This is a genomic window from Lachnospiraceae bacterium, assembly GCA_025758065.1.
In the GTDB taxonomy this organism is placed as follows: domain Bacteria; phylum Bacillota; class Clostridia; order Lachnospirales; family Lachnospiraceae; genus Enterocloster.
The window spans coordinates 3840628-3863771 of record CP107199.1; the positions used below are offsets into that span (position 1 = coordinate 3840628).

15 protein-coding genes are annotated in these 23144 nt (G+C 43.7%); 4 read left to right on the plus strand and 11 right to left on the minus strand.

Annotated features, from left to right (window positions below):
* Positions 1-269: 269 nt before the first annotated feature.
* From ade to deoD, 3 genes are all read right to left on the minus strand, one after another.
* Positions 270-2024: an adenine deaminase gene (gene ade, locus OGM16_17940; protein ID UYJ46622.1), complete on the minus strand. Its 1755-nt coding sequence runs from the start codon at positions 2022-2024 to the stop codon at positions 270-272.
* A gap of 140 nt (positions 2025-2164) precedes the next feature.
* The gene (locus OGM16_17945) at positions 2165-3001 is read right to left on the minus strand and encodes a DUF368 domain-containing protein (protein UYJ46623.1); all 837 of its coding nucleotides are present in this window, start codon (positions 2999-3001) and stop codon (positions 2165-2167) included.
* A 102-nt stretch (positions 3002-3103) separates the two neighbouring features.
* A complete protein-coding gene (deoD, locus tag OGM16_17950; GenBank protein UYJ46624.1) occupies positions 3104-3817 on the minus strand; it encodes a purine-nucleoside phosphorylase in 714 nt (237 codons plus the stop codon).
* A gap of 124 nt (positions 3818-3941) precedes the next feature.
* Here deoD and OGM16_17955 point away from each other — a divergent pair, with 124 nt between their 5' ends.
* The gene (locus OGM16_17955) at positions 3942-4673 is read left to right on the plus strand and encodes a Crp/Fnr family transcriptional regulator (protein ID UYJ46625.1); all 732 of its coding nucleotides are present in this window, start codon (positions 3942-3944) and stop codon (positions 4671-4673) included.
* A gap of 111 nt (positions 4674-4784) precedes the next feature.
* Here the strand turns inward: OGM16_17955 and OGM16_17960 are convergent, their stop codons facing one another.
* From OGM16_17960 to hcp, 7 genes are all read right to left on the minus strand, one after another.
* On the minus strand, positions 4785-5036 hold the full coding sequence (locus OGM16_17960; GenBank protein ID UYJ46626.1) for a hypothetical protein: 252 nt from the start codon (positions 5034-5036) through the stop codon (positions 4785-4787).
* A gap of 112 nt (positions 5037-5148) precedes the next feature.
* A complete protein-coding gene (locus OGM16_17965) occupies positions 5149-7587 on the minus strand; it encodes a homocysteine S-methyltransferase family protein (GenBank protein UYJ46627.1) in 2439 nt (812 codons plus the stop codon).
* A 27-nt stretch (positions 7588-7614) separates the two neighbouring features.
* A complete protein-coding gene (locus OGM16_17970; protein UYJ46628.1) occupies positions 7615-8265 on the minus strand; it encodes a Vitamin B12 dependent methionine synthase activation subunit in 651 nt (216 codons plus the stop codon).
* Between the two features lie 200 nt (positions 8266-8465).
* On the minus strand, positions 8466-9326 hold the full coding sequence (gene metF / locus OGM16_17975; GenBank protein ID UYJ46629.1) for a methylenetetrahydrofolate reductase [NAD(P)H]: 861 nt from the start codon (positions 9324-9326) through the stop codon (positions 8466-8468).
* Between the two features lie 157 nt (positions 9327-9483).
* On the minus strand, positions 9484-11940 hold the full coding sequence (locus OGM16_17980; protein ID UYJ46630.1) for a glycogen/starch/alpha-glucan phosphorylase: 2457 nt from the start codon (positions 11938-11940) through the stop codon (positions 9484-9486).
* Positions 11941-12162: 222 nt separating this feature from the next.
* The gene (ileS, locus tag OGM16_17985) at positions 12163-15291 is read right to left on the minus strand and encodes an isoleucine--tRNA ligase (protein UYJ46631.1); all 3129 of its coding nucleotides are present in this window, start codon (positions 15289-15291) and stop codon (positions 12163-12165) included.
* A gap of 520 nt (positions 15292-15811) precedes the next feature.
* Positions 15812-17443: a hydroxylamine reductase gene (hcp, locus tag OGM16_17990; GenBank protein ID UYJ46632.1), complete on the minus strand. Its 1632-nt coding sequence runs from the start codon at positions 17441-17443 to the stop codon at positions 15812-15814.
* Between the two features lie 276 nt (positions 17444-17719).
* Here hcp and OGM16_17995 point away from each other — a divergent pair, with 276 nt between their 5' ends.
* Positions 17720-18556, plus strand: a complete 837-nt coding sequence (locus tag OGM16_17995) for an RNA methyltransferase (GenBank protein ID UYJ46633.1) — start codon at positions 17720-17722, stop codon at positions 18554-18556.
* A 180-nt stretch (positions 18557-18736) separates the two neighbouring features.
* The gene (locus tag OGM16_18000) at positions 18737-20194 is read left to right on the plus strand and encodes a nicotinate phosphoribosyltransferase (protein UYJ46634.1); all 1458 of its coding nucleotides are present in this window, start codon (positions 18737-18739) and stop codon (positions 20192-20194) included.
* 123 nt (positions 20195-20317) lie between these two features.
* Here the strand turns inward: OGM16_18000 and OGM16_18005 are convergent, their stop codons facing one another.
* Entirely contained in the window at positions 20318-21607 is a 1290-nt protein-coding gene (locus tag OGM16_18005; GenBank protein UYJ46635.1) for a galactokinase, read from the minus strand.
* A gap of 264 nt (positions 21608-21871) precedes the next feature.
* Between OGM16_18005 and OGM16_18010 the strand changes: the two genes are divergently transcribed.
* Positions 21872-22819, plus strand: coding sequence for a TIGR01212 family radical SAM protein (locus tag OGM16_18010; GenBank protein UYJ46636.1), 948 nt, complete (start codon positions 21872-21874; stop codon positions 22817-22819).
* Positions 22820-23144: the final 325 nt, after the last annotated feature.

Sequence of the window (23144 nt, forward strand, 5' to 3'; positions counted from 1 at the left end):
CCATCTGCCGCGTCAGCTTCAATCGACGATGCTACCGGCATCGCCTCATTCAGCTTCCTTGCACATGAAAATTTATCCTACGTGTAATGGATCGGTAATTATCGTGGATTATACTAGTACATCGTTTTCGAAATAACTATACCAAGTATAACAGAAATAAACAAAAAAGGCATCCTCCTTATCATCATCTGAAGAAGCACAAAAAAATCAATCGCAAAAATTTACGATTGATTTTTTAATCAATTTAAACTGTTTTTAAATTGTTATTCTCACTCAAACCTGGCTTTTACCACCTGATGCTTCTCCACATCCACAATTCCATATGTATTCAGCCTCAGTTTAGGGATCACCGGAAGACTGATAAATGCCAGTGTCATGAAAGCATCGATATCTTTTGAAATGCCCAGTTCCGTAGAAATCTTTTTCATATGCTCCAGCTTTTCATCTACCACTTCTACCGGTTCATCTGCCATAAGTCCGCCAATAGGCAAAGGCAGGTCTGCTAATACTTTTCCATCAAGGGCAATGGCAAGTCCCCCTCCATTTTCGATCACACGGTTGCCGGCAATGACTATGTCTTCGTCAGTAACTCCGGCGATGACAAGATTGTGGGAATCATGGCCGATGCTGGTGGCTACGGCTCCTCTCTTTAAGCCATATTTTCCTAAAAAGCCCAGTCCCACATGACTGGTATTTTTATGCCGTTCAATGGCAGCCAGTTTTACAATGTCGCGGCTTATATCTACGCCGGGAGCAACACCTGGCAGTTCTTTCCACTCTTCGATCCGCTCTTTTGTGATCAGTTCATGGGCTACCATATCAATGACCCGTTGATGGGTTCCTATGTTTTCTTTTAACTGCAGTTCTTCCACTGTAATAGGACCTCTGTGGAAGGAATGGAATACACGTTCTTTAATCTCATCAGACCAGTCTGTGGCTTTTTCTTTCTGGTGGAGCATTTTTCCGTTTTCTGCCACCAGTTTTCCGCCTTTGTATACCTGTTTTACATGAAAATCCTTCAAATTATCAAAAACAGCCAGATCTGCAAAATATCCCGGCGCTACTGCCCCCATATCTGAAAGTCCAAAATACATAGCGGTATTTAAAGTGCCCATGCGGATCGCCCGGATGGGATCAGCGCCCATGGAAACCGCTTCTCTTATAATGGCATCAATATGACCGATACGGATCAGATCTCCCGGATGCTTATCATCTGTGACCAGAAGGCACCGCTGATAATAAGGATCTTCAAACATTCCTATAAGGCCTTTTAGATTCTTTGCCGCTGTTCCCTGACGGATCATGATCCACTGGCCTCTGGCAAACTTCTCCCTTGCTTCTTCAAAATCAGAGCATTCATGGTCAGAGCGGATCCCGGCAGTCACATAGGCATTTAACTCTTTCCCGGAAAGAGACGGCGCATGGCCATCAATGGCTTTCCTTAAAGAACGTGCCTGTATCAGTTTTTCCAGGCAATCTTTATCCCCATGGGTCACGCCGTAAGCATTCATTACCTCTGCCAGTCCCAGAACCTTTTCTTCTATGTAAAATGGTTCCAGATCTGCTGCCAGAAGCTCTGCCCCGGATTCATCCAGATCTGTGGCCGGCACACAGGAAGGAAGCATAAAATATACATCCAGATTCAGCTTCTTTGCCGACTGCATCATAAACCGGATCCCCGCTTCTCCTGCCACATTTGCGATCTCATGGGGATCTGTGATCACAGCCGTAGTGCCATGTGGTACTACAGCCCGTTCAAATTCCCCGGGGGAAGTCATAGAACTTTCTATGTGGATATGACCATCTAAAAAGCCCGGGCAGACATAAGCCCCTTTCAGGTCTGACTCCATCACCCCGTCATAGGTTCCGATCCCCACAATACGCCCTTCTTCAATTGCAATATCCCCTTCTTCCACTGACTGGGTAAATACATTGACGATACGTGCATTTTTCAGCACCAATTCCGCTTTTTTGCTTCCTGTGGCTGCTGCCACCTGCTCTGTAAGAGATTTTAAAGTTTCCATGTATTCCCCTCCTTCTCCTGTATTACAAATTAATACTGTTAACTTATCCCCGAAAATTTACTTTTATTTTACCATTTATCCAGAATGTTGCAACTCTTTTTCCGTATTATTGCAAAAATATCTTTCAATTTTTCAACTGCTCACTTTGCTGACAAAAAATAAAGACTTACAAAACCTGCTACCAGCGCTATGCCGCAAAACAGTAGGTTTTCCTGTATTAACCGGCCTGGCAGCAGTGACCGCAATGATGCCAGCATAAAGCCTAATATTATTAAAAATGTGGCTTCCCTGTGCTTTTTGATCAGCTGTTCCAGTATGCGGGCTGTGAGAAACGTTCCAAGAATCCCGCCAGTAGCTAAGGGAAAAAGTGCAAAAAAATCCAGTCTGCCGACTGCTTTTAATGTGCTTTCGTAAATTCCCAGCATATATAACATCTGGGATGCGCTAATGCCTGGAAGGACTAAGGCGACTGCTATGATAAAGCCGCCTGCAAACTGAAAAAGCATATTTAAAGGGGCATTTTCCACTTCAGGGGCAAACATCCCCTGAGGGATCAGGGCAATAAGAAGGGCTGTAAGGATTCCTGTAAGGATACATATCAGTTCTCTCCCCCTGATACGCCTTACACTGGCGCTTTTTAAGATCATGGGAATTCCACCTGCTACCGCTCCCAGAAAGAAAAAACGCAAAACGCCCTCAGCTCTTGTAGTTAAAAGCCAGCTGATCCCTCTGGAAAACAAAAAAGCCCCGCTTCCTGCTCCGGCTGCAAACCAGAGCAGAAATGTGAGACTTTCTTTTGGATATTTTGTTATTTCACTAACATGTTTTAAAAGACGGTCATAAATCCCCAGAACCATAGCCATGGAACCGCCGCTGACTCCCGGCAAAGTCATGGTCGAACCGATCACAAGACCTTTGATCAGAATTTTTCCATTTTCAGATTCTTTGATTTTTTCTTTATTTCCAGTTTTTTCCATTTTATATGATCCCCTTTTGCCCCAACATTTTTAAATTGTCAGAGCATATCTTACTCCTATGGGGATTTTATGAAATATTACAGGATTTTATACGTCAAAATCTTAATCCAGACAAGCCTCTAAAGCGACGGTCATCATATCTGTAAAGGAAGTCTGGCGTTCTGCTGCTGTGGCATGCTCTTTCTTTGGCATGGAATCAGAAATAGTCAGCATACAGGTTGCTTTTTTATGAAGCACATTTGCATTGTGGAGCAGAGCAAAGCTTTCCATTTCCACACAGGCACAACCATGTTTTGCGCTGATCTCTTTGTAACCGTCTACATTTGGCTCTGTGTAAAATACATCACTGGAATGTACTTTTACAGGCTTTACAGTAATGTTATTACGCTTTGCAGCCTCTAAAATATGGGCATTTAATTCCGGATCTGGATAGATCGTGTCTTTATCGTAGCCGTTCTGGGTATGCGCAAAAGTAGACTCACTCCATGCACTTTCTTCCAGCACTACATCGCCTAAATTCAATTCCGGTACATAAGCGCCTGCAGAACCAATACGGATGATCTGGTCTACATCATAAACAGAAAACAACTCATAGGAATAAATTCCTATAGATGGCATTCCCATTCCGCTTGCCATAACAGTTACTTTTTCCCCTTTATAAGTACCTGTATACGCATATGCCCCGCGGACTTCATTGACCAGCTTCGCATCTGTAAGGAATTTCTCTGCAATGAATTTAGCACGAAGAGGATCCCCCGGCATCAATACCTTTTTTGCAATCTCACCTTTTTCCGCCTGATTGTGTGGTGTTCCCATAATAAACTCCTCCTTTTTTTATTTTATGTACTCCCGGAGTCTTTTTATATTCCTCTATAAAAAGACCTTTTGACACTTATATTATAAAATGATATCATAATTAAAAAAAGGACATGTGGCAGTTTTGTTGAATATCAATAAATTTAATTATCCATTTACCTTAAAACAAAAAAGCTTTTTAGAAAATTTCTTTAAATTTGCACCGCCTTATATACAGACGGTGCTGATGCTGCGCTCTTATAAAAAAGACAGCCGCCTGGTAGCTGCCGGGGACAGCTGCGCCCATGTGTACATCCTTTTAAAAGGCCGTCTGGAAGCAGTTGAAGAACATGTGGCAAATATACCTTATCATTTTACGGAGATACGTGCTCTGGACATAGTTGGTGATTACGAATTTTTCACTGAAAAACAGCCCCGTCTGGTAACACTTGCTACACTTGAAGATTCCCTCTGCCTGGTGATCCCTGCCATAGAATATATGACCTGGCTGCGAAAAGATCCCCATGCCCTTTTCCTTAGAAGCCGCATGATCATCTCCCAGTTAGTAGTCCAGGCACAGTTCCAGCGCCAGAACCTTTTTGCCGACAACCGCACCCGCATGCTGGTCTTTCTGAAAGAACAGGTAACACAGGCTGTAAATGACAACACACATATTGAAAGCAACGCAGGCAATGCAAAATCCAAATCTATTTATCCTATCCGTATCCCCTTCACCAGACCGGAGATTGCCGCACACCTTGGCTGCTCAGTACGTACAGTAAACCGGACAGTACAGGAACTGGCAGAAGAAAATATGATTTATTTGAATAAGGGGAAAATCTTTATCAGTGAACCACAGACAAAAAAACTGCTATAAAACGAAAAGACCGCCTGCTCTTTATTTTCAGCAGACGGCCTTTTCCTATGTTTCTTATATTTTTTATCTATTCTTCTTTTGTAACATTACGTATTATAGGATCCAATGTGCTTATCTTCTGCAGCTTCCCTGACCAAATCCGCCAACTGGTCTTACATTTCCATCCTGGCAGCCATTTGGAAGGCATGCGCCAAGGCCATTTAACAGGCAGTTTAAGTCCTGTCCGCCATTGGCTGCACACTCTGCCTGGATGCAGTTTGCTTGATCGTATGTACAGGTATTTACATTGCATGCCTGATTTGCGTTTGGTACGCATGCGGAGCCGAGCATTGCTGCAAGTGCCATTGTGGATACTGATAACATAATTTTGTCCTCGCTTTCATTTTGTTACAATTTTGTTGTGTTTTTGTTACCAAATTATATTATCACATTTTTTTGGAAAATCACCTGGTAATAAATGGTAGTTTGTCGCTGGTTAGAAGATAGTCTCCGCATAGTGTACAGATGCCATGGCATCTTTGCAATAAGCATCTGCATCAATGGTATCTGCATATTCCTGGGTCAGTACTGCCCCGCCAACCATAACTTTTACCCATGGTGCGCTTTCACGTAGCTGCTTAATGGTTTCTTCCATACTGGGAACAGTTGTGGTCATCAAAGCGCTTAAACCTACTAATGGCGCATGGCGGCTTACAGCTTCTTCTACTACAGTTTCCGGTGGAACATCTTTTCCAAGATCGATCACATCGTAGCTGTAGTTTTCCAGAAGAACTTTTACAATGTTCTTTCCAATGTCATGAATATCACCCTTAACAGTTGCAAGAATAATGGTTCCCTTCTTTTCCTGGGTTTCCCCGCTGCCTGCCATGGCATTTTTGATCACTTCAAAAGCTGCTTTAGCCGCTTCTGCGCTCATTAACAGCTGAGGAAGGAAAACAGTCCCTTTTTCAAAGCCTTTTCCTACATGGTCCAGTGCCGGAATGATCTCTTCGTTGATCACATCCAGTGCTTCTTTCTCTTTTAAAAGAGCAGTCACACTTTCTACTGCCACTTCTTTTAAGCCTCTTTCAATGGCATTTCCTAGGCTTCCGGCACCTGCCCCGCCATTTCCGGCTGTTCCTAAACCTCCGGCACCATTTCCGCCTTTTCCAATAGTCTGTCCCAGACCTGCCGTCTGACCACTGTAAATGCTGATATATTCACTGCACTGGGGATCCAGGTTCATCAATGCATTAAAGCTATAATAAGCCCGCATCATAGCCTCAGAATTGGGGTTGATAATAGCAGCACTTAAACCGCTTTCCATTGCCATGGTAAAGAAAGCGCCGTTGATGATCTCTCTCTGTGGAAGTCCAAAGGAAATATTGGATACACCTAAAACAGACTTTCCGCCCAGTTCGTCCCTGATCTTTCTAAGGGTTTCAAGAGTAACAATAGCTCCCTGGCTGTCAGAACTTACAGTCATGCAAAGACCATCTAAAATAATATCTTCCGGCCCAATTCCGTAAGTGGCAGCTGTATCAATGATCTTCTTACCTACTGCAATTCTTCCCTGTGCAGTTTCAGGAATACCGTCTTCATCCAGACAAAGTCCTACAACTACTCCACCGTATTTTGCAACCAGCGGGAATATCTGTTCCATAACCTCTTTTTTACCATTAACGGAGTTGATCAGCGGTTTTCCATTGTATACACGAAGCCCCCGCTCCATTGCCTCTGCACTGGAAGTATCTAACTGTAATGGCAGGTCGATCACTGCCTGCAGTTCTTTTACTACATCTTCCATCATAGAAGGCTCATCAATCTCCGGAAGACCTACGTTAACATCAAGGACATCTGCACCATTATCCTGCTGGGTCACGCCTTCACGAAGGATGTATTCCAGATCATGGTCACGCAAAGCCTGTTTAAACTTGGATTTTCCTGTAGGATTAATACGTTCTCCAATAATAATGGTCTTTTTATCAAATACAACAGCCTGGGAATAAGAAGAAATAACAGTACGGTGCTTCTTTTCCGGCAGCTGTACCGGAATATCCTTTGTCAGTTCTACCATTGCCCGGATATGATCTGGGGTAGTACCGCAGCAGCCGCCGGTTACCACAGCACCCATTTTTACAATTTCTTCCATAACAGCAGCAAAATCTTCTGGATCTACGTCATAAACCGTTTTTCCATTTTCACTTCTTGGAAGTCCTGCATTTGGGTTTACCAGTACCGGTGTAGAGGAAACTTTCAGGATATCTGCCAGAATATCTTTCATCTGCTCCGGGCCAAGGCCGCAGTTGATCCCCAGTACATCTACTCCAAGACCTTCTAACAGTGCCACTGTAGACTCTACATTACCGCCTGTAAGAAGTTTTCCCTTTTCATCATAAATGACCGTAGCAAAAATAGGCAGTCTTTCTCCTGTTTTTGGATCAATGCCCGCCTCTTTTGCAGCTAAAACAGCTGCTTTTAACTCATAGCTGTCACTCATGGTCTCGATAAGCACAAGATCAGCGCCTGCTGCCGCACCAATAGAAACTACTTCTTTATACAAAGATACTGCTGCCTCAAAAGGCAGATCCCCCAGTGGCTTTAAAAGCTTTCCTGTAGGGCCCAGATCCAGGGCTACATAGCCTCTGCCAGCCTCATCTACTGCTTTTCTTGCATTGGCAACAGCCGCCTCTACAATGGCCTTTAACTCCCCATCCTTGTCAAATTTTAACCGGTTAGCGCCAAAGGTATTCGTAGTCATAATATCTGCACCTGCTGCCAGATATTTTCTGTGTACATTTGTGATCACTTCCGGGTGGGAAAGATTCCAGCGTTCCGGCAATTCTCCAGCTGCAAGGCCTGCCGCCTGAAGCAGGCTTCCCATACCGCCGTCACAAAACAGGCGGTGTTCTTTCATTGCATCTAAAACATTCATATGTGAACCTCTTTTATTTTTCATCGATCATCGTCTGTAAAGGCAGTCTGTCTTGCCACATGCTTCACAGCCCTTCACATCACAGCGGTGGGGCTTTTTGCTCACTCCGATCACTGCTGTCACGGATTTGGAAGGCATCATCAGGAAACTGTCTGTCAGTTTGATCCCTAGGTGCTTTCCTGCATCCAGGGCATTTAAAACATTCCTCTGGCAGTTTAGAGAAAAATCCCCATATCCGGGACTGAACCTTGGACGCAGGTAAAGGCCCTTTTCTTCATATTCTCTTTTTAGGCCTTCACATACCTGGTCACAATATTCCTCGATCATAGCAGCGGAAGCTGCCTGTAAGATCACTGCCCTGCTCATTTCCAGGCGGTTGTACTTCTGGAGCAGGTAATCCGCTCCCACTCCCAGGGTAGCAGCAAAAACCAGTATTTTTTCACAATCTTTTAAATTAACAGAAAGGTTCTTGCTTTTTGCCTGAAAAACCTCCCCGTCGATCATGTTATCTTCTCCAAGAGTAAGTGAAAATTCCCGTACCCGGTATTTAGGCGAAACATTTTTCCACAAAAGCTCCAGGCAGTCTTCCACGATCCTGTTTATATGTTCATCTGCTTCCTGGTTTTTATAGCCCAGATAACGCAGAATCTCTCTTCTGTTAATATCTGCCAGTTCCATTTCCTGTATATCCTCCTGCTGTCAAACCAAACGCCAGACTCAGGTCCTCGCACTTATGTGCTCTACTGCCTGCATTCGCAGGCTGGACCTTCGTTAATGGTCCAAGAAAAATCAGCGGACGCGTCACTGGCGCCTCCTCGATATGCATGGCAACAAATGTCTGCTACGCAGCCGCTTGTTTTTCTTTTGGACTCATTACGTTACTTCAATAACTCTGAAATATTGCTCTGGATCTGTGCAGCCACATCTGGCTTATTCATGGTATATACGTGGATTCCCTTAATGCCATTTGCCAGAAGATCTATGATCTGGTCTGTAGCATAAGCAATACCAGCCTGCTTCATAGCTGCCGGGTTATCTCCATATTTATCTACTAATGATAAGAAACGTGCCGGCATATAGCTTCCTGACATCTGTGCAATACGCTTTAACTGACTTCCGCTGGTAACAGGCATGATACCTGCGATCACAGGAATGGTGATGCCCTTCTCACGGATGCGGTATAAATAGCTGTAAAGAAGACTGTTGTCAAAAAACATCTGGGTAGTGACAAAATCACAGCCGGCGTCCACCTTCTGCTTTAAATAGTCCATATCCACAGATTTATTAGAAGATTCCGGATGTCCTTCCGGATAGCAGGCTGCACCAATGCAGAAATCTCCTGCTTCTTTGATCTCACGGATCAGTTCAGAAGCATAGTGATAAACTTCCGGTGTTTTCCCATCCTGCGGGATATCCCCCCTTAGCGCCAGAACATTTTCGATCTTATGCGCCTTTAATTCCTCCAATACATGATGCACTTTCTCTCTTGTTGAAGAAACACAGGTAAGATGTGCCAATGGTGTTACACCATACTCTTCTTTAATAGTAGATGCGATCTTTACTGTATACTCACTGGTTCCGCCTCCGGCACCGTAAGTAACACTCATAAAATCCGGCTTTAACTCAGCGATCTTAGAAGCCGCCTTCTCCACGGATTCATACGCATCTGCTGTCTTTGGCGGGAACACTTCAAATGAAAGTGTTGGTCTTCCCTCTGCCAGTATATCTCTTATCTTCATATTATTGTTCCTCTCTTTGGTGTAAATAAACTGACATGTCACCTGAGGGTGGCATAATCCTAAATGAAAAAAAAGGGATGCCGCAAAAACACAAGCTTCTGCAACACCCCCTAAATCACAGTTTTCATTATCATTCATGCACTTGCATGAACCAATTTTACTGCTCTAATGTCACCTTTTTCAGATGCCAGATATCTCTTACATACTCTTCAATGGTACGATCAGATGTAAACTTACCGCTATGGGAAACATTAATAAGAGCTGCTTTTGCCCACCACTGTCTGTCTCTGTAAGCCTTGTCGATCTTCTCATGAGCCTCTGCATAAGAACGGAAGTCTTTCAGGATAAAGTAAGTATCCGGACGGCTGCCTCCAAAGTTATTTAACAGAGAATCATAGATTTCCTTAAACATCTGTGGATCCTTTGGTGAATAATATCCATTGGTCAGCTGCATCAGCACTCTGCGGATCTGAGGATCATTGTTGAAGATATCCATTGGATTATAGCCGCCGTTATTCTCATAATTGATAACTTCGTCTGCAGAAAGGCCAAAGATAAAGGCATTTTCCTGTCCAACTTCTTCTACGATCTCAACGTTTGCACCATCCATAGTTCCTAATGTAAGAGCGCCGTTTAACATAAACTTCATGTTACCGGTACCGGAAGCCTCTTTGCTGGCTGTGGAGATCTGCTCGCTCACATCCGCTGCCGCAAAGATGATCTCTGCGTTGGATACCCGGTAATCTTCAATAAATACCACCTTGATCTTACCGCCAATGGACATATCATTGTTGATCACATCTGCTACTGAATTGATCAGCTTAATCGTCAGTTTTGCGCGGCGGTAACCTGCTGCTGCCTTTGCACCGAAGATAAAGGTTCTTGGAACCATATCCATGTTTGGATCATCCTTTAACTGGTTGTAAAGATACATAACATGAAGAATGTTCATCAGCTGACGTTTATACTCATGAAGTCTCTTTACCTGTACATCGAAAATAGAATTTGGATCAACGTCAATGCCGTTATGCTCCTTAATGTACTTAGCCAGACGGACTTTATTCTTATATTTGATATCCAGGAATTCCTTCTGGCATTCCTTATCACCTGCAAATGCTGCCAGTTCTTTAATATGAGGCAGATTTGTGATCCAGTCATCACCGATCTTATCTGTTACCCAGTCAGCTAATAACGGATTGCCGTGAAGCAAGAAACGTCTCTGGGTAATACCATTAGTCTTATTGTTGAATTTCTCAGGCATCATCTCATAGAAGTCTTTTAACTCCTCATGCTTTAAGATCTCTGTATGCAGTCTTGCAACGCCGTTTACTGAGAAGCCTGCTACGATCGCCATGTAAGCCATTCTAACCTGACCGTTGTATACAACTGCCATTTTTGCGATCTTGTCCTGATCGCCAGGATATCTCTGCTGGATCTCATTTACAAAACGGCGGTTGATTTCTTCTACGATCTGATAAATACGTGGGAGCAGACGGGAGAACAAGTCTACCGGCCACTTCTCCAGTGCCTCAGACATAATAGTATGATTGGTGTATGCACAGGTTCTGGTAGTAATATCCCATGCCTCTTCCCAGGTAAGGCCTTCATCGTCTAAAAGGATACGCATTAACTCAGGGATTGCTACAGTTGGATGTGTATCATTTAACTGGAATACCACCTTCTCCGGGAACTGATGGATATCATCGTGTTTTTCTTTAAATTTCTGGACAGCTCTCTGGACGCTGGCAGAAATAAAGAAATACTGCTGTTTTAAACGCAGTTCTTTACCTGCATAATGGTTATCGTTTGGATAAAGAACTTCAACAATATTTTTAGCCAGATTTTCCTGTTCAACTGCCTTCTGGTAATCACCGCGGTCAAAGGAATCCAGGTTAAAGGTGTTTACCGGTTCTGCATCCCAGATACGAAGTGTATTTACAATGTGGTTGCCATAGCCTACAACTGGCAGGTCATATGGAACAGCTTTTACAGACTGATAACCTTCCTGTACGAAATGGCTCATACCATTGCGGTCTTCAATACGTACATAGCCGCCGAATTTTACTTCTACTGCATACTCCGGACGACGGATCTCAAATGGATTTCCATTTTCCAGCCAGTTATCCGGAACTTCTACCTGATAACCATCTTCGATCTTCTGTTTAAACATACCATAACGGTAACGGATACCGCAACCGTATGCCGGATAGCCCAAGGTTGCTAAAGAGTCAAGGAAGCATGCTGCTAAACGTCCTAAACCACCATTTCCTAATGCTGCATCCGGTTCCTGGTCTTCAATGGCATTTAAATCAAAGCCCATTTCGTCTAATGCTTCTGCGATCTCCTTATATTCACAAAGATTGATCATATTGTTTCCAAGGGCACGACCCATTAAAAACTCCATAGACAGATAATAAAGGGTCTTTACATCTTTTTTCTCATATTCCTTGTGGGTTGTTATCCACTGGTCAATGATATCGTCCTTTACTGTATAAGCCACAGCCTGGAAGATCTGCTGAGGGGTTGCTTCGTCGATAGTACGGCGGAACATGTTTTTTACATTAAAGATTACTGCATTTTTGAACAAAGCCTTGTCAAAGCCTGTATTTTTCATAGCCTTCCTCCTCATTTTCCAATGTGCTCCCTCTTATGCAGGTGTACTAAAACCCGGAGGCATACATCCTTCACCAAAAGCACATTCAAATCTAAAAAAGCACAAGGGACAGGTAACAATTCTGTCCTGCCCCTCATATTACCATTTTTTCTGGTCCATTTCAACTTAAATACGGATATAAAACCAGATAAAACCAGTTTTTACCTCGCTATTACAGTCTCATTACAGTCTTTCCACACCTAACATAACAGTCTCGCCGTTGATATTCCATTCCTTAGTGAAGCCCTTCATCTCACCTAAGTGGATATGATCAGCCATAACCTCGTTCTTGATCTCATCTGCGTTGCTCTTCATCAGCTCAGCGATCTTGTCGTTATTGGCCTGATATACACTAATATGGTCCATAACCTCGAAACCTGCTTCCTTACGCATGGTCTGGATCTTGCTGATAACTTCGCGGACAAAGCCTTCTTCGATCAGCTCTGGAGTCAGGTTGGTATCCAGGACAACTGTTACATAATTATCTTCTTCTGTTACATAGCCATCTTTCTTTGCTACATCAATCAGCAGGTCATCCTTTGTAAGAACAACTTCCTGTCCATCAAAGTCGAAGGTTAAAGCACCGGTGTTATTTAAGGTATCCATGGCAGCGCTTCCATCTAAGTTGGTCAATGCTTCACGGATCTTTCCTAACAGCTTGCCGTATTTTGGTCCTACAGTCTTTAACTGTGGCTTAAATGTATAAGAAGTAAAGGCTCTTACGTCATCTGTAAAGGTTACTTTCTTTACATTTAACTCTTCTTCAATGATCTTTACGTAGAAATCAGATAATGCATGGTCTGCCTTTACGTACATCTGGGCGATGGGCTGACGGTTCTTGATATTTGCTGTATTTCTGGCTGCGCGGCCCATAACAACCGTATCAAGGACTTCATCCATATCTGCTTCTAACTTCTCATCGATCCACTCTTCCTTTACTGCAGGGAAGTCACACAGATGTACGCTTTCAGGAGCACTCTTGTCGATATTTCTTACCAGGTTCTGGTAGATCTGCTCTGTCATGAATGGGATCATAGGCGCAGCTGCCTTTGCAACAGTTACAAGAGCGGTATACAGAGTCATATAAGCATTGATCTTATCCTGCTCCATGCCCTTTGCCCAGAAACGCTCACGGCTTCTGCGCACATACCAGTTACTCATATCATCTACGAATTCCTGAAGAGCCTTTGCAGCCTCAGGGATACGGTAGTTCATCAGATTGTCATCTACTGCCTTGACCATAGAGTTCATCTTGGAAAGCAGCCATTTATCCATTACCGGCAGCTTATCATATTCTAAGCTGTACTTAGTAGCGTCAAATTTATCGATATTTGCATACAGTACCCAGAATGCATAGGTATTCCATAAAGTACCCATGAACTTTCTCTGTCCTTCAGTCACTGCCTTATCCTGGTATCTCTTTGGGATCCATGGAGCAGAGCAGGTATAGAAGAACCATCTGATGGCGTCTGCGCCATGCTTCTGTAATGTATCAAATGGGTCAACTGCATTTCCTTTGGACTTACTCATCTTCTGTCCGTTCTCATCCAGAACCAGACCCATTACAACTACATTTTCATAAGGAGCCTTATTAAACAGTAAGGTAGACTCAGCTAACAGGGAATAGAACCATCCACGGGTCTGGTCTACAGCCTCAGAAATAAACTGTGCCGGGAACTGGGACTCAAACAGTTCCTTATTTTCAAATGGATAATGATGCTGTGCAAATGGCATTGCACCAGAGTCAAACCAGCAGTCAATAACTTCCGGTACACGCTTCATCTGCTTTCCGCACTTCGGGCAGCGGACGGTAACAGCGTCAATGTATGGGCGGTGAAGTTCAATATCATCGGGGCAGTTATCAGACATGCTCTTTAATTCTTCAATGCTTCCGATAGAATGCTGATGTCCGCACTCGCATTCCCAGATATTTAATGGAGTTCCCCAGTATCTGTTTCTGGAAATACCCCAGTCCTGGATGTTCTCCAGCCAGTCACCGAAACGGCCTTTACCAATAGACTCAGGTACCCAGTTAATGGTGTTGTTATTGCGGATCAGGTCATCCTTAACAGCAGTCATCTTAATGAACCAGGATTCTCTTGCATAGTAGATCAGTGGAGTACCGCATCTCCAGCAGTGTGGATAGCTGTGCTCAAATGCAGGAGCGTCAAATAACAGGCCTTTTTCCTTTAAGTCTTTTAATACTAATGGATCAGCATCCTTTACAAACTTGCCTGCAAATGGGGTATCTGCTGACATATCACCCTTTGCATCAACTAACTGGACGAAAGGCAGGTTGTACTTACGGCCTACATTGGCATCGTCTTCACCAAATGCAGGAGCAATGTGTACGATTCCGGTACCATCTGTTAAGGTTACATAGGTATCACATACAACATAGAACGCCTTCTTGTGCTGCTTCTCGCAGTATGGAACAGAGCAGTCATATAATGGCTCATATTCCTTAAATTCCAGATTCTTGCCTACATAAGTTTCCAGAACCTCACAGCCTTCTCCTAATACCTTTTCCATTAATGCATGTGCAATATAATAGGTATAGCCGTCTGCTGCCTTCACTTTTACGTATTCTTCATTTGGGTTTACGCAAAGTGCCAGGTTGCTTGGAAGGGTCCATGGAGTTGTGGTCCATGCCAGAATATAAGCATCTTCACCTTTTACCTTGAAACGTACTACTGCAGAACGCTCTTTTACGTCTTTATATCCTTGAGCTACCTCGTGAGAGGAAAGAGGGGTACCGCAGCGTGGGCAGTAAGGAACTACCTTAAAGCCCTTGTATAACAGGCCCTTGTCCCAGATCTGCTTTAATGCCCACCATTCTGACTCAATAAAGGAATTATGATAGGTAACATATGGATTATCCATATCAGCCCAGAAACCAACAGTGCCGGAGAAATTCTCCCACATGCCCTTATATTTCCAGACACTTTCCTTGCACTGCTTGATAAATGGCTCCAGACCGTATTTTTCGATCTGGTCTTTTCCGTCAAGACCTAACTTCTTTTCTACTTCCAGTTCTACTGGAAGTCCGTGGGTATCCCATCCGGCCTTTCTTGGAACCATATAGCCCTTCATAGCACGGAATCTTGGGATCATATCCTTAATTACACGGGTCTCAACATGGCCGATATGCGGCTTGCCGTTTGCGGTTGGCGGTCCATCATAGAATACATATGGCTGGCAGCCTTCACGCATCTTAATACTCTTTTCAAAAATGTGTTCGTCTTCCCAGAACTTTTCAACTTCTTTTTCTCTTTCCACAAACTTCAGGTCTGTGGGGACTTTGTCATACATCCTTGCTTTCCTCCATTTCTAGTTTTGAAGAATGTCTCACAGGTACTATTCTTTAGAAAATAAAAAAGCTTCCATCCCCGTAAAAGGACGAAAGCTTAGATTCGTTCAACCACCTGTTACTGCATACCATCATATGAGTTCCCTTAACGCAGGAAATGCGGCCCGGCCTACTTAAACCTTCAGCTGGCAGCTCCGGAGTGATCTTCTCCTCTCTCCTACTAATACCGGATTCCCACCTGCACCGGCTCTCTGTGATGTTTGGAAAAGGATACTGTCTCCTTCTTGGCTTTTCTTTTATAAATTCTATTACAACGATTCCATTATAATGACTGGAAATGGAAATGTCAACGGCTAAACTGATGTTTCATGCGTAAGATACTTATTGAAGAATATCTCTAATATACTTTCTCAGACCTTCTTTCGCAGAAAAATCATACTGTGCATTTTTTCTAAAACTTTTCCGCTATATTCGCCAAAGGTGTCAATAATCCGATTTGTAGTCCTACATCCATTGATTTTTTTATTCAAAAAACAACTTCATATCCTCTTCCACCGTCGTGATTCCCGCAATATGAAACTTTTCCACCAGCACTTTCAGCACCGCCGGCGACAGGAAGGCGGGCAGTGTTGGGCCCAGGTGGATGTTTTTGATTCCCAGAGATAACAAGGCTAGGAAAACGATCACGGCTTTCTGCTCATACCATGCGATGTTATAAATAATAGGAAGGTCGTTGATATCATCCAGGCCAAATATCTCCTGAAGCTTCATGGCGATTACTGCCAGAGAATAGGAGTCGTTGCACTGGCCTGCGTCCAGGACTCTTGGAATGCCGTCAATGTCTCCCAGTTTTAATTTATTGTAGCGGTACTTGGCGCAGCCGGCTGTGAGGATCACGGTATCTTTTGGCAGTGCTTTGGCAAATTCTGTATAATATTCACGGCTCTTCATACGTCCGTCGCAGCCCGCCATAACTACGAATTTCTTTATTTTCCCGGACTTTACCGCTGCCACTACTTTATCTGACAGCGCGATCACCTGGGCGTGGGCAAAACCACCTGGGATTGTGCCGAATTCCAGTTCTTTTGGCGGCGGACATTTCTTTGCTTGCTCTATGATCCGGGAAAAGTCCTTCTTTTCTCCTAATCCTCCTGGAATATAGGTACAGCCTGGATATCCTGCTGCGCCAGTAGTATAAAGCCGGTCTTTATAGCTGACCTTTGGCGGTACGATACAGTTGGTGGTCATAAGGATCGGCCCGTTAAATGCTTCAAATTCTTCTTTCTGCTGCCACCAGGCATTGCCATAATTACCTACGAAATGAGGATATTTCTTAAACGCCGGATAACTGCAGGCGGGAAGCATTTCTGAGTGGGTATACACATCCACGCCAGTGCCCTTTGTCTGCTCCAAAAGCATTTCCAGATCCCGCAGGTCATGACCTGAAACCAGGATCCCCGGATTTTTCCTAACACCAATATTCACCGCCGTGATTTCAGGGTTTCCATAAGCCCCGGTGTTGGCAGCATCTAACATGGCCATTCCTTTTACGCCGTACTCTCCTGTTTTTAGTGTCAATGCCACTAATTCCTCTACCGTCAGGCTGTTATCCAATGTCTTTGCCAGAGCTTCCTGTATAAATGCATCCAGCTTGGGATCTGTATGCATCAAGGCATTGGCATGTTTGGTATAAGCGCAAAGCCCCTTAATGCCATAGGTGATCAGCTGCTGAAGGCTGCGGATATCCTCATCTGGGTTGGAAAGGACTCCCACTTTTCTGGCGATTGCCTCCCAGTCTCCGCTTCCGTCCCACAAAGCGGCTTCCGTAAGTCCAGAAGTATCTCTTACTTTCTTTAATAATTCTTTTTTCACATGGAGAGTATCATGAATGCGGTTCTCAATAGCCTCCTTATCGAAATTAGCATTCGTAATGGTCATAAACAGGTTCATTACCACCATGCGGTTTTCAGCATCACTGATATTCGTGCCTTCCTTACGCAGTTTGGTTGTTACCTCACAATACCCCTTTGTCACATACACCAAAAGATCCTGAGCTGCCGCAACCTGGGGATTTTTGCCACAGACGCCGGTGATCGTACAACCGGTACAGTTGGCAGTTTCCTGACACTGGTAACAGAACATTTTATTTTCCATGGATCTGGTCTCCTTTGCATTAATAAATTTTTATAGTTCTTTGATGAATTTAGGATAACCATTTTTCCTGAAACCATGTACCGGTGTCTGGTACATCATTTGCGAAACGATGTACTGGTTGCCAAGAATATATATTTCTTTTATACTAAGAAACAGGTATGCTTTCACATTTTTGCAAAACTGCTTTCCCGCAGTTACAGGAAAAATACCATACTATATTACTTATGGTTTATTATTATCGTTTATTATTATCATTTATTAAAGGAATTTTATTTTATGAAATTAAATGAAATCGAGATCACAGATTTTAACTCCCCGGAGCTTGACATCTACGCCCGATGCAATGAGGCCCAGCTTCTCCATTATTTTGAACCGGCTCCCGGCATTTTTATTGCTGAAAGCCCCAAGGTGATTGAACGGGCATTACATGCCGGATATGTTCCCATTTCTTTTCTGGCTGAGAAACGCCTGGTTACAGCGGATGCAGGTGAAACCAGACAGCTTCTTGAAAAATACCCGGATGTCCCGGTTTTTACTGCTGAATACAATGTGCTTACAAAACTTACCGGATTTGCACTGACACGGGGCATGCTCTGTGCCATGAAGCGCATTGTCCTTCCTTCTGTGGAAAAAATATGTAAAAATGCCAGCCGCATTGCCATTCTTGAAGACGTAGTAAATCCAACCAATGTGGGAGCCATTATCCGTTCCGCTGCTGCCCTTGGCATGGACGCCGTGCTCCTCACCCATGGCTGCGCCGATCCATTATACCGCCGCGCCTCCCGTGTGAGCATGGGAACTGTATTCCAGATCCCATGGACCATTCTGCCTAAGGATTCCTGGCCTTGTGCCACTCTGGATACACTTAAAAATATGGGCTTTAAAACTGCTGCCATGGCATTAAAAACCGATTCCGTATCTATTGACGATACGGTTTTAGCTTCCTATGAAAAGCTGGCTATCGTCCTTGGCACAGAAGGGGAAGGACTTAAAAATGCCACCATTGCAGCCTGTGACTACACGGTTCTCATCCCTATGTTCCACGGAGTAGATTCACTAAATGTGGCAGCTGCCAGCGCTGTTGCTTTCTGGCAGCTTGGACGCAGAAAATAAACATTTAGGTTCATATGAACAGCACAGGTGTCTTGTCATGTGAATATAGTATTGTGAAATTTGTAACGATATATTTCCTTTTTTACATAAATATGCTATATTGTTACGGAAACTTTACAAACAACCGCACACAGCCATTTATTTGAAACCAAAGACTGTGTACCAGGAGGGAGCCAACTTATGGATCACAGAAATCTCACATTACTCACTGACCTGTATGAACTGACGATGATGCAGGGCTATTTTAAGGAAAAAGACGCAAACGAAACTGTCATCTTCGATATGTTCTACCGTACCAATCCCCATGGAAATGGTTTTGCCATTTGTGCCGGTCTGGAACAGGCCATTGAATATATTAAAGGACTCCATTTTGACGAAAGTGATATTGAATATTTAAGAAGTTTAAATATATTTGAAGAAGACTTCTTAGAGTATCTTAGTACTTTCCGTTTTACAGGCGATATCTACGCTATCCCGGAAGGTACCGTTGTATTCCCAAGAGAGTCTTTAATTAAAGTAATCGCGCCGATCATGCAGGCACAGCTGGTTGAAACAGCACTTCTTACCATTATCAACCACCAGAGTCTGATCGCAACTAAAACAGAGCGTATTGTTCACGCTGCAAAGGGTGACGGTGTTATGGAATTCGGTCTCCGCCGTGCCCAGGGCCCTGATGCCGGTACTTACGGCGCAAGAGCTGCCATGATTGCAGGCTGTATTGGTACTTCCAATGTACTCTGCGGAAAAATGTTTGATGTTCCGGTAAAAGGAACCCATGCACACAGCTGGATCATGAGCTTCCCAGATGAACTGACTGCTTTCCGTACCTATGCAAAGCTGTATCCATCTGCATGTATCCTGTTAGTAGATACTTATGATACTTTAAAATCCGGTGTTCCAAATGCGATCAAAGTATTTAAGGAAATGAGAGAAGCCGGTATCCCGCTGACCTTCTACGGAATCCGTTTAGACAGCGGCGACCTGGCATATTTATCAAAGAAGGCAAAGAAGATGCTGGATGCAGCAGGATTCCCGGATGCAGTTATTTCCGCATCCAATGACCTGGATGAATACCTGATCGACAGCTTAAAGGTACAGGGCGCTACCATCAATTCCTGGGGCGTTGGCACCAACCTGATCACAGCGAAGGACTGCCCCTCCTTTGGCGGTGTTTACAAGTTAGCTGCTGTAAAGGACAAGACCACCGGTGAGTTCATTCCAAAGATCAAATTATCTGAAAATGCTGAAAAGATCACCAATCCAGGAAACAAGACCATTTATCGTATTTATGACAAGGAAAACGGCAAGATCATCGCAGATCTGATCTGTCTGGTAGGTGAGAAGTTTGATACTAACAATTCTCTCCTCCTCTTCGACCCACAGGAAACATGGAAGAAAACCTTATTAGCACCTGGCAGCTACACCATGCGTGAGCTGTTAGTACCAGTCTTCTTAAACGGCGAATGCGTTTATGAATCACCAAAGGTAATGGATATCCAGAAATACTGTAAGAAAGAACTGGATACCTTATGGGATGAGTCCAAACGTCTGGTAAATCCACACACCGTTCATGTAGATCTTTCTAATGAATTGTGGCAGACGAAACAGAAATTACTGGACAGTTATCATAAAAAATAATACGTCTATGTTCAGCGAATGCATCACTGGCGCATTTGCGATGTACTGGCTGGCAACAAAACAGGCCGTCTGCTTTCGCAGGCGGCCAATTTTATATAGATCCTACTCTGTTCTCCGTAAATATTATAAGTATTCACTTACACAGATCGCACCATAAGGCCGGATGCTCATCTTGTATACGCACCCTTCACCCAGACAGCTTTCCATGTATTCTTTATACTCTTCTACAATCTCATTTGGCAGCATTGCCATAATAACACCGGCGAAACCGCCTCCGTGTACCCGGCAGGCACCTTTCTGTTTCTTTGCGATAAATAGCTCTGTTAAGGCTAATGCAACGGTTATCCCCTGTTCTTCACTATTGCTGGTTGTAAAGCAGTTCTGCAGCCATTTCCAGGAAGAATTTCCGGAAGCTGTAATATTCTCCAGAAAATCATTAAAACGACCATCTTTTAATGCTGCTACCTCTGCCTCTACTCTCTTGTTTTCCTCAAAGAAATGTAATGCACGTAGTACAGCACGGTCTCCTGCAAATTTTCTCACTTCCGGAAGGTGTTTGATCACTTTTTCTTCTGAAACCTGTGCCAGAACATCTTTTCCAAAATATTTTGCAACTTTTTTCATTTCTTCAGGTACAGCAGAATACTCAGCGCTTAAATCTGCATGACCTTTTCCTGTCTGGACAATGATCAGACTGTGGTTCTGTGCCTGAAAATCAAAATCAATCTTCTTTACCACAGGAGTCATAGGTTCCACAAAGTCAATGGTGATCAGACCGCCTACTGCACATGCCATCTGGTCAAGGAGTCCGGAAGCCTTGTCCCAGTATACATTTTCCGCATACTTTCCAATATGGGCATAAGCTACATTGTCCATATGGCTTTCATTGAAAAATGTATTTAACATGGAGCACACCAGCATCTCAAAAGAAGCAGAGGAACTGACACCTGCTGCACTGATCACATTGCTGGTAATATAAGCATTAAATCCACCAACACTATATCCAGAAGTCTCAAAGCCTTTTAAAAGCCCTTTGATCAGGTCTACAGTACCAGCCTTTTTAATGCTCGGCTCCAGATCATTTAAGTCAATCGTAATATTCTGATCATAAGTCTCGCTGATAATATGCACCTGGTTTGAATAGTTTTTCGCAGCTGCTCCTACGCAGTCCAGATTAATGCTGCCAGCCAGTACTTTTCCATGATTATGGTCTGTGTGGTTTCCACTGATCTCTGTACGTCCTGGTGAGGAAAAAAGAAGAACTTCTTCGCTGTCACCAAAAGCCTCTTTAAAGCCTTTCAGTACCGCCTCATATCTTGCTTTATTTTCTGCTGCCCCATTTCCATAAAGTTCATGCATAAATGCATCGGTTCTTTCACTATTTAACTGCTTCATGGTATCACATACATTCATAGCTGCCATCTCCTTTTTCTGCCGGTTATTCTTACATCCTTTTCCCAATAACGATGTACTGGTTGTAGACTGCCCTCGTTTTCACCCTTCCCGGCTCTCTGACATCAGTCTAACACAAATGCACCGGCTGCTACAATACAATATTTTTCGATATTGCATATATATTAAATAGACAGGTCCTGTTTTTTCTGTTATAACAGGACATACGGACATTTTGCAAAAGAATTTAAACTTTTAAGCATTTTTCAAAAAGGAGTCTATGTCATGGAACACAACTGGAACGGCCGTCCCTATCACAGTCTGGACTGGGAGCTGAAACATACATTTGGACATAAAGTATATAAACTGTCACTGGATGCAGGTCTTACCTGTCCTAACCGGGACGGCACCCTGGGAACCAGAGGATGTATTTTCTGCAGCGAAGGCGGTTCCGGGGATTTTGCCGAAATCCTGCAGACCGATGTATGGGATCAGATCGAAGCTGCCAAAAAGCGTGTAAGCAATAAGACCGGTTCTGATAAAAATATCAATTACATTGCTTATTTTCAGTCCTTTACCAATACCTATGGGCCTGTTTCTTATTTAAAACCTTTATTTGAACGTGCCATCAGCCATCCGGATATTGCCTCCTTGTCTATTGCCACAAGACCGGACTGCCTGGGGGATGATATTATTGACCTGTTAAAGGAATTAAACAGTAAGAAGCCGGTCTGGGTGGAGCTTGGGCTTCAGACGATCCATGATAAAACTGCACATTTTATCCGCAGAGGCTATGAACTTCCTGTATTTGAGAATGCCTTAAACCGGCTGAAAAAAGCAGGACTCACTGTGATCGTTCATGTAATTCTGGGACTTCCCGGTGAGACCACGGATCAGATGAAGGAAACTGTAAAATATCTGGCAGACCAGCCCATTGACGGGATCAAACTCCAGCTGCTGCACATATTAAAAGGGACCGATCTGGCAGATATCTACCAGAAGGATCCCTTTCACGTATTTTCTATGGAAGAATACATCGACCTTGTGATCGACTGTATCACTCTTTTGCCTCCCCGGATCACCATACACCGTATGACCGGTGACGGACCGAAAAATCTCCTGATCGCGCCTTTATGGAGCGGAAATAAGAGACTTGTATTAAATCTGATGCATAAGAGACTGAAGGAACGCGGAGCATGGCAGGGACAATGCTATTTATCCTCTTTACCCTAGTACATTGTTTTCGAAATAACTATACCCCTCACTTGTCTGCGGATATTGTTGACTAAGGTCCGAAAGCCACCGGTACACATGACAGATGCGCATTTGGGAGAAAATCCTTTGTTTGTGGGCTTGCGTCGCCTATTGTCAGAACTGCGAACCAAACTCGCACGCTTTGCATGCTCAAACAGTGGTTCTCCGTTCTGACGCTATGCGCGCCCACTCACAGATTTTCAAACAAATGCTTATTCTGTCATGTGTACCGGCGGCTTTCTACGTTATTGGCAATAAAAAATGTAGGAGCAAACCAATAAGCAGTTTTCATGTGACATATCCA